The organism is Pseudomonas sp. 2995-3, assembly GCF_002742565.1.
Lineage (GTDB): Bacteria > Pseudomonadota > Gammaproteobacteria > Pseudomonadales > Pseudomonadaceae > Aquipseudomonas > Aquipseudomonas edaphica.
Genome location: NZ_LJSB01000157.1, coordinates 671184 through 685493 on the forward strand (window position 1 = coordinate 671184; position 14310 = coordinate 685493).

The 14310-nt window shown below is 62.8% G+C and carries 11 protein-coding genes and 1 riboswitch; of the genes, 2 read left to right on the plus strand and 9 right to left on the minus strand.

Going from position 1 to position 14310, the window contains the following annotated elements:
* Position 1 precedes the first annotated feature (1 nt).
* The 8 genes from atzF to AOA62_RS10800 all read right to left on the minus strand — a co-directional run bounded on the left by atzF (position 2) and on the right by AOA62_RS10800 (position 11644).
* Positions 2 to 1774 (minus strand): allophanate hydrolase, encoded by a 1773-nt coding sequence (gene atzF, locus AOA62_RS10765; protein WP_099548627.1) that lies wholly within the window; start codon positions 1772 to 1774, stop codon positions 2 to 4.
* Between the two features lie 28 nt (positions 1775 to 1802).
* On the minus strand, positions 1803 to 5441 hold the full coding sequence (uca, locus tag AOA62_RS10770; RefSeq protein ID WP_099548628.1) for an urea carboxylase: 3639 nt from the start codon (positions 5439 to 5441) through the stop codon (positions 1803 to 1805).
* A 241-nt stretch (positions 5442 to 5682) separates the two neighbouring features.
* On the minus strand, positions 5683 to 6312 hold the full coding sequence (locus tag AOA62_RS10775) for an urea amidolyase associated protein UAAP2 (RefSeq protein WP_099548629.1): 630 nt from the start codon (positions 6310 to 6312) through the stop codon (positions 5683 to 5685).
* Between the two features lie 9 nt (positions 6313 to 6321).
* Positions 6322 to 7047: an urea amidolyase associated protein UAAP1 gene (locus AOA62_RS10780; protein WP_017137309.1), complete on the minus strand. Its 726-nt coding sequence runs from the start codon at positions 7045 to 7047 to the stop codon at positions 6322 to 6324.
* Positions 7044 to 7808: an ABC transporter ATP-binding protein gene (locus tag AOA62_RS10785; protein WP_099548630.1), complete on the minus strand. Its 765-nt coding sequence runs from the start codon at positions 7806 to 7808 to the stop codon at positions 7044 to 7046. Before AOA62_RS10785 ends, AOA62_RS10780 begins: the two co-directional genes overlap by 4 nt.
* A complete protein-coding gene (locus AOA62_RS10790) occupies positions 7805 to 8620 on the minus strand; it encodes an ABC transporter permease (RefSeq protein ID WP_017137311.1) in 816 nt (271 codons plus the stop codon). Before AOA62_RS10790 ends, AOA62_RS10785 begins: the two co-directional genes overlap by 4 nt.
* Before the next feature lie 12 nt (positions 8621 to 8632).
* Positions 8633 to 9700, minus strand: a complete 1068-nt coding sequence (locus tag AOA62_RS10795) for a putative urea ABC transporter substrate-binding protein (protein ID WP_099548631.1) — start codon at positions 9698 to 9700, stop codon at positions 8633 to 8635.
* A gap of 60 nt (positions 9701 to 9760) precedes the next feature.
* A riboswitch (guanidine-I (ykkC/yxkD leader) is annotated at positions 9761 to 9864 on the minus strand.
* Between the two features lie 157 nt (positions 9865 to 10021).
* Positions 10022 to 11644, minus strand: a complete 1623-nt coding sequence (locus AOA62_RS10800; protein WP_099548632.1) for a methyl-accepting chemotaxis protein — start codon at positions 11642 to 11644, stop codon at positions 10022 to 10024.
* Between the two features lie 305 nt (positions 11645 to 11949).
* Here AOA62_RS10800 and AOA62_RS10805 point away from each other — a divergent pair, with 305 nt between their 5' ends.
* A complete protein-coding gene (locus AOA62_RS10805; RefSeq protein WP_017137314.1) occupies positions 11950 to 12315 on the plus strand; it encodes a hypothetical protein in 366 nt (121 codons plus the stop codon).
* 54 nt (positions 12316 to 12369) lie between these two features.
* Here the strand turns inward: AOA62_RS10805 and AOA62_RS10810 are convergent, their stop codons facing one another.
* Positions 12370 to 13482 carry an enoyl-CoA hydratase/isomerase family protein gene (locus AOA62_RS10810; RefSeq protein WP_099548633.1) on the minus strand — a complete coding sequence of 371 codons (1113 nt, stop codon included), beginning with the start codon at positions 13480 to 13482 and terminating at the stop codon, positions 12370 to 12372.
* A gap of 135 nt (positions 13483 to 13617) precedes the next feature.
* Here AOA62_RS10810 and ung point away from each other — a divergent pair, with 135 nt between their 5' ends.
* A complete protein-coding gene (gene ung / locus AOA62_RS10815) occupies positions 13618 to 14310 on the plus strand; it encodes a uracil-DNA glycosylase (RefSeq protein WP_017137316.1) in 693 nt (230 codons plus the stop codon).

Below are 14310 nucleotides of genomic sequence, written 5' to 3' on the forward strand. Positions count from 1 at the left end.
GCTATTGCAAGCTGCGCAGGTAGCCGCGCCAGCCGCCGAAGTGGCTGATGTCCACGGCGCCGGTCAAGCCGTAGGGCTCGCAGATGAAGCCGGTTTCCCAACGCCCGTCGGCCAGTTGCACCTTGCCCAGGCCCAAGGGGGCGGGGATACCGGTGAGGAAGGAGCCCAATTCGCGGCTCGGCAGCTCCCACACTTCCACCTCAATGGCCACGCCGCCTTCACTCACCCGCAACATGCCGGGGCGACAGGGTGGCCCACCGGCCAGCGCGAACAACTGATAGTCGGCCGAGCTGTGGGTGCGCTCCAGCAGGCGCGCGCCACGCCGCACTAATTGGCCGTTAAGCGCCAGCCCCTGCAGGTGCGCGCCGCACACCACCAGCCGGGTAAAGTCATGACCTGCGCTGCCGACAGGCACAGGCAGCGACGTATCGTGCTGGCGCTGCAACGCATCCGCCACGCCCAACAGGTATTGGTCGGTGAACGCTCGGCCAAACAGCGTCACACCCCAAGGCAAACCGTTGTGCATAAAGCCGCTGGGCACGGCGACGGCGGCGTAATCCAGCAGGTTCATGAAGTTGGTGTAGTAGCCCAGCTCGGCGTTGCGCAGCACCGGTTCGGCGCGCAGTTCTTCCAGCGTCACCGGGCGGCCTATGGTCGGCGTCAGTACGCAGTCGAGGCCTTCAAGCATGCCATCGCACTGCGCTTTCAAGGCTTGCAGGCGGTACTGCGCACGGAAGGTCTGTACGCCGTTTACCGCTGGCGCTTTGGCCAGCACCGCACGAATCACCGGCAGCACGGCCTCGGGGTTCTGCTCCATCAGTTCACCGGCCACGCTGTAGCGTTCAGCCACCCACGGCCCTTCGTAGAGCAGGCGCGCGGCTTCCAGGAAGGGCGACAGGTCCAGCGTTACCGGCTCGCCACCCAGTGCAATCAAGCGGTCGATGGCCTGCGCAAACAACTGCGGGCCTTGCTCGCAGCCGAAGTACTCCAGGTCCTGCTCGCGCGGTACGCCAAAACGAAACGCGCGGGGTGCGCCAAACGCCGATGCATCATTCCACGCCGGGTTCGCTCGGCTGTACGCATCCAACGGATCGAGTTTGGCAGTCAGCGCCAGTAACTGGCTGGCCTCGCGCGCGGTGCGGGTAAAGGTGGTGACGCAATCCAGCGTGCGGCACGCCGGCACCACGCCGGCTGTGGAGATCAAGCCTTTGCTCGCCTTGAGCCCCACCAGGTTATTCAGCGCCGCCGGCACCCGCCCGGAACCGGCCGTGTCGGTGCCCAGGGCAAAACTCGCGACACCCAACGCGACGGCCAGTGACGACCCGGCGCTGGAACCGCCCGACGGATATTCCGGCAATACGCTGTTGGGGCACGCGCCATACGGCGAGCGGCTGCCATTGAGCCCGGTGGCGAACTGGTCGAGGTTGGTCTTGCCCACTGGCACCGCGCCCAAGGCGATCAACTGCTCGACAATGCTCGCGTTGCGCTGCGGCACATAGACGAACGCCGGGCACGCGGCGGTGGTGGGAATGCCAGCCAAGTCGATGTTGTCTTTGATCGCAAACGGTACGCCGAATAACGGCAACTCAGCCGGTTCGCGCGCGTCCAATGCGGCCAGGTACGGCTCCAGCTCCGCTTCGGTAAGCAAGTGGATAAACAGGTGATAATCGGGGTTCAAGTGCGCGGCTTTTTCGCGCAGGTGCAGCAGCACTTCACGGGGCGTGGTGTCGCCGCTCAGGTAGGCATTGCGCAGGTTGTCCAGTTGCAGATTCATGGCTTGTCCGCCTGTAGAAATAGAAGAGTCAGTCACGTTCGAGCACCACCACCCGTTGCCCGGCGCCGATGCCGCTGCCGGGTTGCACGGGGATCTCGCGCACGGTGCCGGCGAACGGCGCCACTACCGGGATTTCCATTTTCATCGACTCCAGAATCACCAGCACATCGCCAGCCGACACGCGCTCGCCGTTAGCCACCTGGACTTGCCAGAGGTTGCCGGCGATCGGGCTGTCGACACTGATTTGGTCGGCCTGCAACGGCGTGTCTGCACCTTGTGGTGCCGCGAGTTCTTCACTGTCGAAATGCGCTTGGCCACTGGCAATCCAGCGTTCACGCTCGGCATTGAAGGCGTGCTGCTGATGCTCACGAAACGCGCCAATGCTTGCGGCTTCGCGCGCGAGGAAATCCTGATACTCCGCGAGGTTCAACTGGCTGTGCTCGATGCTCAATTCAAAGCGCCCCAGCGGAAAGTCGCGCCGGATCTGCACCAGCTCATCAGCCGTCACCGGGTAAAAACGGATCTGGTCAAAGAACCGCAATAACCACGGCTTGCCATCAAACGCCGAGACCTCCCGGTAGCGGTTCCACATCTGCAAGGTGCGGCCCACAAACTGATAACCGCCTGGGCCTTCCATGCCGTACACGCACAAATAAGCGCCGCCAATGCCCACCGAATTCTCGGCGGTCCAGGTGCGCGCCGGGTTGTATTTGGTGGTCACCAGACGGTGGCGCGGGTCCAGCGGCGTGGCCACCGGAGCGCCGAGGTAGACGTCACCCAAGCCCATCACCAGGTAGCTGGCATCGAACACCGTGTGGCGCACTTCATCGAGGTTGGCGAGGTCGTTGATGCGGCGAATGAACTCCAGGTTGCTCGGGCACCACGGCGCGTCCTTGCGCACGGTGGTCATGTATTTTTCGATCGCCAGCTGACACGCCGGGTCGTCCCACGACAGCGGCAAGTGCACGATGCGCGAGGGCACTTGCAGGTTGGGGGTGGCGCACACAGCGGCCCATTGCGTGGTGATCAACGCCAGTAAACCAGCCAGCGGCAGTTGTTCGGGCTGGTAGTGGATTTGCAGGGAACGGATGCCTGGGGTCAGGTCGATGACACCTGGCAGGGCGAGAGTTTCCAGGGCTTGCATGAGTGCATGAGCACGAAAGCGCAGCACCAGGTCCAGCTCGGGGGCGCCGATTTCCAGCAGCAGGTGAGTGTCGCCGGCGAGGCGGGCGACGAGGCGGGTGTCGCCTTCACCCAACTCCAGCACCACAGGCGATCCGATCGTAAGTGGGCCACGGTCGATGTGGGAGCCGGGCTTGCCCGCGATGGCATCAATGTGGTCTGCCTGAGGTACCGAGTTGTCTGGATCGCAGGCAAGCCAGCTCCCACATTGATCCCATTTCAGGGCGAGGTCGCGGGCGGTTTTCAGGTTCACCGGTTCGAACCGCAGTTTGTCCCCGGCCTTGAGTTGCCCCAACTGCCAAAGGTCCGCCTCGATCACCGTCACCGGGCACACAAACCCGCCAAGGCTCGGCCCATCCGGCCCCAGGATCACCGGCATGTCCCCGGTGAAATCCACCGCGCCGATGGCATAGGGGTTGTCATGGATATTCGACGGATGCAGCCCCGCTTCGCCACCGTCCGTGCGCGCCCATAAAGGTTTTGGCCCGATCAGTCGCACGCCGGTGCGGCTGGAGTTGAAGTGCACTTCCCATTGGGTGGCGAAGAAGGTGACGATGTATTCAGGCTTGAAGTATTCCGGCGCGCCGTGCGGGCCATAAATCACCCGCAGCGTGCGCACCGCAGGCAGGGGTTCCGCGATCAATTGCTGGCCGGCGTCGGCGTCTGTCAGTGGCAGCAAATGCAACACATCGCCAGTGCGTAAAGCGCGCCCGGCGTGCCCGCCGAACTGGCCGAGGGTGAAGGTGCTTTTGCTGCCCAGGTAATCTGGCACTTGCAACCCGCCGCGCAGGCACAGATAGCTGCGCGCACCGGCACCTATGATGCTGCCAAGGCTCAACACCGCGCCTGCTTCAATCCGCAACGCGGTGTTCATCGGCACTGGTTGGTCGTTCAGCAACAGCGTGATGGCTGCGCCGGTAACAGCGACGACCGCCGCGCAATTAAAGCGCAACAGCGGCCCATTCATGGTGATTTCCAGCGCCGCCGCGCCGTCGTCGTTACCCAGCAGGCGATTGCCCAGGCGCAGTGCGCGGCTGTCCATTGGCCCGGAGGGCGGCACACCGACGGCCCAGTAGCCGAGGCGGCCGGGGTAGTCCTGCACACTGGTTTGGGTGCCGGCGCTGAGCACTTCGAAGGTGCTGGCGCTGTAGACCAGGCCTTCCAGGCAACGCGTCCACGGGCGGCCGCTGGCAAACGGCGTGGCCAGCAGGATTTGGCGCAGGTAGTCGCGGTTGGTTTCCACGCCGTAGAGCTGGCTGTCGCTCAATGCCTGATGCAGATTCAGACGCGCCTGTTCGCGGGTCGGCGCCCACGTGATGAGCTTGGCGATCATCGGGTCGAAGTAGGGCGGTATCTCGCAACCGGCTTGCACCCAGGTGTCGATCCGCAAACCTTCAGCCGTCGGGAAATCCACACGGGTTAACAGGCCTGGGCTCGGCTGGAAATCCTTGCCTGGATCTTCCGCATACAGCCGCGCCTGAATCGCGTGGCCCTGAGGGTGCAGCTTCAATTCGCTCAACGCAGGTAGTTCACCCGCCGCCAATTGCACCATCCAGCGAACAAGGTCGACGCCCCAGACTTGTTCGGTGACGCCGTGTTCTACCTGCAGGCGCGTGTTCACTTCGAGGAAGTAGAAGCGGCCGTCAGCGCTGTCAAAGATGAACTCTACGGTGCCGGCGCTGCGGTAATTGACCGCCCTGGCCAGGGTGATGGCCGCCGTGCACAAGGCTTCGGCCATGCCGTCGGGCAGGTTCGGCGCGGGTGTTTCTTCGAGGACTTTCTGGTTGCGCCGTTGCACGGAACAGTCGCGCACGCCAAGGGCGATGACGTCGCCCAAACCGTCGCCGAACACCTGCACTTCCAGGTGGCGGGCGTGCTCGATGTATTTCTCGATAAACACACCGGCATCGCTGAAGTTGTTTTGCCCCAGGCGTTTGACCGCTTCAAAGGACTCACTCAGCTCTGTCGCATTGTGGCACACACGCATGCCGATGCCACCGCCGCCTGCGGTGCTTTTGAGCATGACCGGATAGCTCACGGTTTCGGCCGCCAGCAACGCTGTATCGAGGCTGTCGAGCAGCTCGGTGCCTTCCAATAATGGAATTTGATGGTGTTTGGCCAAGGCCCGCGCGGTGTGCTTGAGGCCGAATACGCGCAGCTGTTCGGGTGTCGGACCGACGAAGGCTATCCCCGCATTTTCGCAGGCTTGGGCAAAGGCGGCGTTCTCTGAGAGAAAACCGTAGCCAGGATGAATCGCCTTGGCGCCACAGGCCTTGGCGGTGGCGAGGATTTTTTCCACTGCCAGGTAGGTGGCCGCCGCCGCGCCTTCGCCGAGGCTGTAGGCCTCGTCGGCTTGCTGGATATGCAGGCTGGCTGCGTCGGCTTCGGCGTAGACGGCGATGCCTTTGACCTGCAGCTCGCGCAAGGTGCGCAGGATGCGGCAGGCGATGGCGCCACGGTTGGCGATCAAGAGTTTTTCGAACATAGCAAAACCCTGCGGGCCGTCCCGCAAAGTGAGGGAGCACTGCGGTCGTCCGCAGTGCCTGTGGTCAGTGTGGGAGCCGGGGTTGCCCGCGATGGCGGTAGGGCAGTCAGCTTATCGGTTGGCTGATGGACCGCTATCGCAGGCAAGCCAGCTCCCACAGTTGATCGCTAGTGTTTTCGGATGCATTGCCCGGCTCGGGACTGGCACAGGGCGAATAACCACTTACGCAGGCGTTTTATTTTCAGTTCCATACCAGTAACTCCGCAGCCGTCGGGTTGTAGCCATTGCATGGATTGTTCAGTTGCGGGCAGTTGGAGATCAGCACGATCACGTCCATCTGCGCACGCAGGTCGACGTACTTGCCGGGCGCGGAAATGCCGTCTTCAAAGGTCAGCCCGCCGTCGGCGGTGACCGGCACATTCATGAAGAAATTGATGTTCGGCCCGATGTCACCTTTACCCAGCCGGCCGTCGTGGGCGCAGGCGCGCAGGTAGTTGTCGCGGCAGCTGTGCATGTAGCGTTTTTCCAGAGCGTAGCGCACGGTGTTGCTCTCTTGGGCACAGGCACCGCCGAGGGTGTCGTGGCGCCCGCAGGTGTCATCGACGATGGTCAGCATCGGCTGGCCAAGGTTGGAATACAGCACGCTGCCGGTGCTCAGGTACACGCGGTTTTGCCGGCGTAATGTGCGCTGTACGTCGTAGCGTTCCTTGGGGTTTTTGCGGCTGTAGAACAGCGTGTCGACGGCCTGGTTGCCCTCCAGGTCGAGGATGCGCAGGGTCTGCCCGGCCTTGACCTCCATCAGCCACGGTTCGCCGGCGGGAATGATGGCGCGGTACACGGCTGCCTCGGGTTGTTTCAGTGCGATAGACATGGCAGTTCCTCAGGCGAACAGACGGTCGGTGTTGATAAAGCCGCGCTCGTTTTCCGGGCGCGAAGTACGGCACTGTTCGGCGACGCTGGAATCGGCGTTCATCCAGCTGAGTTTCAGCGGTTGCGGCGCGTAGTTCGGGTTGGGGTCCATCGGGTGTTGCAGCGCGGTCAGCACCACCAGTGTGTCCATCGGCGCGTAGAGTTCGATGTAGTCGCCGGCTTTGGAATTGCCCGGTACAAAGTGCAGGCCGCCGCCTTCGTCAACGCTGACCCGGCTGAACAGGTTGAGGGTCATCAGCAGGTCGCTAAGCCCCAACCCCCACTTGCCCAATTCCACCAACAGGTTGTCGGTGCCGTTGCGAAAGAAGCCGTTGCGCAGCTCCTGATAACGGCCCTGGCCGTACTTCTCGGCCACTTCGGCGGCGCACAGCACGCCGCCGATGCTGTCGCTCCAGCCGCAGGTGTCGGCGGTGATGGCTGCCAGCACGCGGCCCATGTCCGAGTACAGGCAGTGGCCGCGGGTGAGCTTGGCGGTGTGTTGGCATTTGAGGCTGTCGGGCAGGTTCAGACGCTCGGTTTTTTCATTGGCATTGAGCAGGGTCAGGCTGACGTTGGCACCACCGCGAATATCCGTGAGGCGCAGCAGTTGGCCGCGCTTGAGCACAAAGGAGCGGTGGCCGCCGCCGGGCAGCATTTCTTCGGCGAAGGGTGGGAACAGTTGAATGGAATCGGTCATTTGCAAGTCGCTCCAAGTTCGGCGGCCAGCGCTTTGCGGCGCTCGCTGTTCAAAGGGATGTCGTAGGTGATGCGCGCGCCATAGGCGCCGGGGGCGTGGGGGTCGACACGGACTTTGTCGAACACCAGCAAGCGTGTGCCGAGGCTGAAACCTTCGCTGAGGTCGTGGGTGACCATGAACACCGTCAGCCGGGTTTCGCGCCATAGCGCCAGCAACAGCTGATGCATGTCTTTGCGAATGCCCGGGTCGAGGGCGCCGAAGGGTTCGTCCAGCAGCAACACGCGGGGTTTCATGATCAGGGCTTGGGCGATGGCCAGGCGTTGCTGCATGCCGCCGGAGAGCTGCGCCGGGTATTTGTCCAGTGCGTGGCCGAGGCCGACTTTTTGCAGCAGGGCGGCGGCCTGTTCCCGTGCGTCTTGTTTGGCTTTGCCGAACAGCCGTCCCAGCAGCGGCGAGCGCGGTAGCTCAAGGCCAAGCGCAACGTTGTCCAGCACCGTCAAATGCGGGAACACCGAGTAACGCTGGAACACCACGCCACGGCTGGCATCCGGCTCGCCGGCAAGTGGTTGGCCGTCCAGCAGGATCTGGCCTTTGCTCGCGGTTTCCTGGCCCAGTAACAAGCGCAGGAAGGTCGATTTTCCGCAGCCGGACGTGCCGACCAGGGTGCAAAACTCACCCTCATTGACGTGCAGGTTGAGCCCTTCCAACACCACCTGTTCGCCATAGCGCTGCCACACATTGTTGACGCTGATAAAACTCATGGCCGCGCTCCTTCGTACCAGGGGAACGCACGCCGTGTGAGGGTTTTGAGGCCCCAGTCCATCAGCCAGGCGAGCAGGGTGATCCACACCACGTAGGGCAAGATCACGTCCATCGCCAGGTAGCGGCGCACCAGGAAGATCCGGTAGCCGAGGCCGTCGGTGGAGGCGATGGCTTCGGCGGCGATCAGGAACAACCACGCCGAGCCGAGCATCAGCCGCAGCGAGATCAGCAGACGTGGCAGCAGTTGCGGTAGCACCACACGCAGCATCAGGGTCCAGGTGGAGGCGCCGAGGGTCTGTGCCTTGACCAGCAACTCGACGGGTATTTCCCGGGCGCGCTGTTCCAGGTCGCGCGCCAGGCACGGTGTTACACCGATGACGATCAGCATGACTTTGGACAACTCTCCCAGCCCAAACACGATGAACAGAATCGGCAGGATCGCCAGTGGCGGCACCATTGACAGCACCGTGAGCAGTGGCGACAACGGCGCGCCAAACAACGGCAGTGTGCCGGCGGCGATGCCCAGGCACAGGCCGGCGAGGGCGCTGATGCCCAAGCCGATCGCCAGGCGGCGCAGGCTGGAGGCGCTGTCTTGCCACAGCACATATTCACCGGTGCGCGTATCGGCGCTGAACGCCAGGCGTTTCACCGCGTCGCCCATTTGCGCGGCGCTGGGCAGCAGTTTGTCGTTGGGGTTATCCGCCAGGCGCTCGGCCGAGCCTACAAAGTAGGCGAACAGCAGCAGGGCGAACGGCAGCAGCACCAACAGCAGGCGGCTGGAGCGTTCCGGGTGACGGTTGATCAGGCGCATGGCCGGGTCCTCTTACAGCGTGCCGTCGGCGGCCATCTGCACGTAGCTGGGGTCGAAATGCAGCTTGAGGTTGGCGGTGTCGCCGCTGGTGATGCCATTGGCGAAGCTCATGCCCACGGCGCTGGCGTCCCTGGCCCCTTCGCCGAGCAGGCCGTGTTCAAACGAGAACTCGGCGACCTTGCGCAGGGTGGCGGGCAGTTGCGCGCTGGTGGCGAACGCCAGCGCTTCCTTGGGCGTGGCGAACAGCTTGGTGGTGTCCAGTTGCGCCTGGAAACCCTTGAGGTCGGTGCCGGAGGCCTTGGCCATATGTTCAAGCGCCGCGGTGCTGGCAGCGTTTTTGGCGTTCATCAGCGCGACCACTTCAAACCAGGCGCCGGTCAGCGCTTTGCCCAGGGCCGGGTTGTCTTTGAGGGTTTGGGTGTTGACCACCATCATGTCCATGATTTCGCCGGGCACTTTGCTGGAGTCGAACACTTGGGTGACGCCCGGTTTAGCCTTGATCTCGGAGAGCATCGGGTTCCAGGTGGTCACGGCTTGCACCTGGTCGGTGTTGAAGGCCGCGGCGATGTCGGCGTCGGAGGTGTTGACGACTTTGAGGTCTTTTTCGGTGAGATCAGCGGATTCCAGGGCGCGGGCGAGCAGGTAGTGAGACACCGAGAGTTCCACCAGGTTGACGTTCATGCCCTTGAGGTCGGCCACGGTCTTGCCGGTGCCCTTGATCACCACGCCATCATTGCCGTTGGAAAAGTCGCTGACCACCAGCGCGGTGCTGTCCACACCACCGGCGGCGGGAATGGTCAGGGCGTCCATGTTGGTCATGGTGCAGCCGTCGAACTGGCCAGCGGTGTATTGGTTGATGGACTCGACATAGTCATTGAGCTGCACCATGTCGATCTTGATGCCGTACTTCTTGGCCCACGTGTCGAGGATGCCTTGGCTGCCGGCGTATTCCCACGGCATCCAGCCGGCATAGATAGTCCAGCACACACTGAAGTGGTCTTTGGTCGCGGCTTGGGTTTGAAAGCTCAGCACGGCGGCGAAGGCGGCGGCGAGCAGGGCGGGTAAACGGATTGTGGGCATGGGGCTTCTCCAGTTGAACATGGGCGAGCAGGAGCAACGCGGCACCGTGAACGGTGGCTTGTCTCCCGGGCTTTTATCCCGCCGTGTAACCTCAACTGGAGGTCGCCAACTCTCGGACCAGCCACTCGCTTTTCAAGCGAGCCGGAACCCTAGTCGGCCATTGCAAATTGTGGTGCCGCGAACCTGTGATGAATCCTGCACGGGAGAGGCAAAGCGAGAGTCGTGCCAACTGGGCCAGAGGCCCGGTTTACGGCCGGGCGTGGCGGGGAAGAGGGGTATGCGTGCGCCACTCGGGTGCGTTGGCGCACTGCAATGAGGCGGTTACAACCGGAACTTGCTGACCAGCACGTTGAATGAGGTGGCCAAGCGGGACAGGTCCTGGCTGGAGGCGTTGGTCTGGTTGGCACCGGCAGCGGTCTGGGTCGACAGGTCCTGGATGTTGAGGAGGTTGCGGTCCACTTCGCGGGCTACCTGCGCCTGCTCTTCCGACGCGGAGGCGATCACCAGGTTGCGTTCGTTGATCTTCGCCACGCTGGCGGTGATGCGTTCCAGGGCTTCGCCGGCGTTTTGCGCCAGGGTTTGGGTGTTGTTGGCCCAGGTCAGGCTTTTGTTCATGGCTGCCACGGCGTCATCGGCGCCGACCTGCACTTCGCCGATCATTTTTTCGATATCGACGGTGGAGGTCTGGGTGCGATGGGCCAGCGCGCGGACTTCATCGGCCACCACCGCAAAACCACGGCCTTGCTCACCCGCGCGTGCGGCTTCGATGGCGGCGTTAAGGGCCAGCAGGTTGGTCTGGTCGGCGATACCGCGGATCACGTCGATCACCTTGCCGATCTCGCGCACCTGGCTGGCCAGGTCGGCCACCGATTGTGTCGAATCGTTGATCTCGACCACCATCGAACTCATACCGGACACGGCCTGCGCCACCTGCTCACGGCCTTCCTCCGCTTCAGTGGTGGCCTGGCGCGAGGCTTCGGAGGTCGACACCGCATTGCTTGCCACTTCATCCACCGCCGCCGTCATCTGGTTGACGGCAGTGGCGGCTTGCTGGATTTCGTCATTCTGGCGCGTGAGGCCACGGCTGCTTTCGTCGGTGACCGCACTGAGTTCTTCAGCGGCGGAGGCGAGCTGGTCGGCGGCGTTGGCGATTTCCACCAGCGTGCTTTTCAGCCCGCCCTGCATGTCGGCCAATGCCATCAACAATTTTCCGGCTTCGTCAGTACGGTCGGTGATGATGGCTTGGGTCAGGTCACCCTTGGCAATGCGTTGGGCGCTCTCGACGGCCTGGGCGATAGGGCGGGTGATCAGGCGGGTGATCAGCACGCCAATGATGAGGGCGATGATGAAGGCCAGCACGATGCCGCTGATCATCCAGGTCAACGCGCTGCTGCGTAGGTCGGCGGCGGCGGCGGCGCCTTCCTGGATCTGGCGGTTGTTGGAATCGATAATCACACGGATCAGCTCGCGCGCCTGACGGAACAGCTCATTGTTGGTGCTGTTGAGCTGAGCGCGCGCCTGCTCGAGCTGGCCGCCGTTCATCATCGCGACGATGCGCTCGGAGTTGCTGATGTAGGTGGGCCAGATCTGGTCGAGCTTGTCACCGGCTGCCCGTTCGTCGTCTGCCAGCGGCGTGGCGCGGTAGGTGGCGTAGGCGCTCTGGCTGCGTTTGAGTTCGTTGGCGATGTCCTGGGTCACGCGGTCGCGGTCCTGGGCGGAGACGTCGCCCTTGCTGGCGTCCAGCAAACGGTACAGACCACGGTTGTGGGCGACCAGACCATTGAGCGTACTTGCCGTGTTGCTGACGGAAACCAGGTTGTTGGAGAACGTGAGTTCCAATGCGCTGGAAAGGCGCACGACGCTTTTGATACCCAGCAGGCCAACCCCGAGGGTGACCAGTGCGCACAGTAGGAATGAAAGCAGCAGCTTGGTTGAAATTTTCATGACTCTAATCCGGCGATATTGGCGAGGGGCGCACGATAGAGCCTCCCTGGCCATGTGCGATGTCATAGTGACATCATCGCAATCGACAAGGTTCCGGGCCAGCAAAATTTACTGAATCGATAAAGTAACTTGATAGTTACCGGGATGCGCAACGGATCGTATCGACCGCCTACGGTCATGTATCAAGTTGTTACCAAAACGCACCAGATCTGGTTTTCGATGTCCGATACTGTGTCATTCGGCGAAAGCCGGGTGCCGCCCTCCCGCGTCGCTGGAGGTGCTCTTCCGCGGTCCAGGAGGCCGCCATGTATCGACGACTGCTGCTCAGCGCTTTACTCGGTCTTACCCTTTCTGCTTGTGTGCCCTACTACGATGGAGGCGGTAGCTACTATCGATCCGAGGTCTACACCGCGCCGGCGCCGGCGTATTACTACGGCGGTGGCACGTACTATTCGGCGCCACGTTATTACGCACCGGCTCCGCGCTATTACGCCCCCGCACCGCGTTACTACTCGGCGCCGCGTTATTACCAACCGGCCCCGCGCTACTACCCCTCGGGCCCAAGGGGCGGTTACCGGCCTTATCCGAACCAGGGTTGGGGCGATCACGGCGGCAGAGGCGGGCACGGTCGGGGTGGCGATCATGGAGGTGGCCGCGGCGGTCACCGCTGACAGGCCTTGAATGCAAACGGCGCAGGAAGCGCCGTTTTTTGTGGGCGACACTTTTCAGTAATCGGACAAATCCGCCAGCGGATGCCGGCCTTCCCACACCTTGTTGAAATGCGCCTGCACCACCGCGTCCGGGATCGTATTGATATCCGGCCAGTGCCAATGGGGCGTCTGGTCCTTGTCGATCAAGCGCGCCCGCACGCCTTCGGCAAACTCCGGGTAACGGCAGCAATTGAGGCTCAGTGTGTATTCCATCTGGAACACCTCGGCCAACGACAGGTGCCGCGCCCGCTGGATCTGCTCCCACACCAGGTGCGCGGTCAGCGGGCAGCCTTCACTCAGGTTTTTGCCGGCGCGGCTGAACAGCGGGTCGGCGTGCTCACGTAACGGGCTCAAGGCGCGCCAGGCACAGCGCACATCAGCCACATCCAGCCATTCGTCGATCTGCGCACGGCGCGGCAGCCATTGCGCTTCGGGTTGCTGGTCAACGGCTTCCTGGGCGAGCGCCTTGAGCAGGCTGTTGAGCTGCATCGCGGTTTGTTCCTGCCAGTTCAATTGCAGCAGGCCATCTATCAACGCTTCCTGCTGGTCATCGCGCAGGAAACGGTCGGCCAGGCCCAGGTCCAACGCATCGCGGCCGTTGATATGGGCGCCGGTGAGGCCAAGGAATAACCCCAGCTTGCCCGGTAACCGCGACAGGAACCAACTGGCCCCAACATCCGGGTACAGGCCGATGCTGATCTCGGGCATGGCCAGGCGGCTGCTCGGTGTGACGATACGCACCGAAGCGCTCTGCAGCAGGCCCATACCCCCGCCCAATACATAGCCGTGGCCCCAGCAGATCAGCGGTTTGGGGTAGGTGTGCAGGCGGTAGTCGAGGCGGTATTCAGCGGCGAAGAACTGCGCGGCCAGGGCGGGCACTTCGCCGGGGAGTTCACGGCAGGCCTGGGCCAGGCTGCGGACTTCGCCACCGGCGCAAAAGGCTTTGGGGCCATTGCCGCGCAGCAGTACACACACGATATTCGGGTCTTTGGCCCAGGCATCCAGGCGTTCGTCCAAGGCCAGGATCATGGGCAGGGACAGTGCGTTGAGGGATTTTTCCGCGTCCAGGCTGGCGATGCCGAGGCGGGCACCGTCGCTGCCGGTCAGCTCTTCGAAGTGCAGGTTCATCGTGACCTCAATCGAGAAAGTGAAGGTTCAGTATGAACGCTTCAAAGGAAAGTGCCGATGATGTGTCAGATCAATTGACAAGCGGGGTCGGCTTTCCTAGGGTTCGCCCATTCTTTTTTACACGATGAACACACCATGACCGAAGGCGACCGCATCAAACTCGAACCCAGCTGGAAACACGCCCTGCGGGATGAGTTCGACAAGCCCTACATGGCCGAACTACGCGAGTTCCTGCGCCAGGAACATGCCGCCGGCAAAGAGATCTACCCGCCTGGCCCGCTGATCTTCAATGCGCTCAACTCCACACCGTTGGACAAGGTCAAGGTGGTGATCCTCGGCCAGGACCCATACCACGGCCCCGGCCAGGCCCATGGCCTGTGCTTCTCGGTACAACCGGGCGTGCCGACGCCGCCGTCACTGGTCAATATCTATAAAGAGCTCAAGCGCGACCTGAACATCGACATTCCCAACCACGGCTGCCTGCAAAGCTGGGCCGACCAGGGCGTGCTGATGCTCAACACCACCATGACCGTGGAGCGCGCGAATGCCAATGCCCACGCGGGCAAGGGTTGGCAGTTCTTTACCGATCGTGTGATCGAAGTGGTCAGCGAGCACCAGCCGCACCTGGTGTTCCTGTTGTGGGGCGCCCATGCGCAAGGCAAGCAAAAGCTGGTGGATGCGACCAAGCACCTGGTGCTGACCTCGGTGCACCCGTCGCCGCTGTCGGCGTATCGCGGGTTTTTGGGGTGTGGGCACTTCGGTCGTACCAACAAGTTTCTTGAGCAGAATGGCGAGACGCCGATTGAGTGGCGGTTGCCGCCAGCCTGA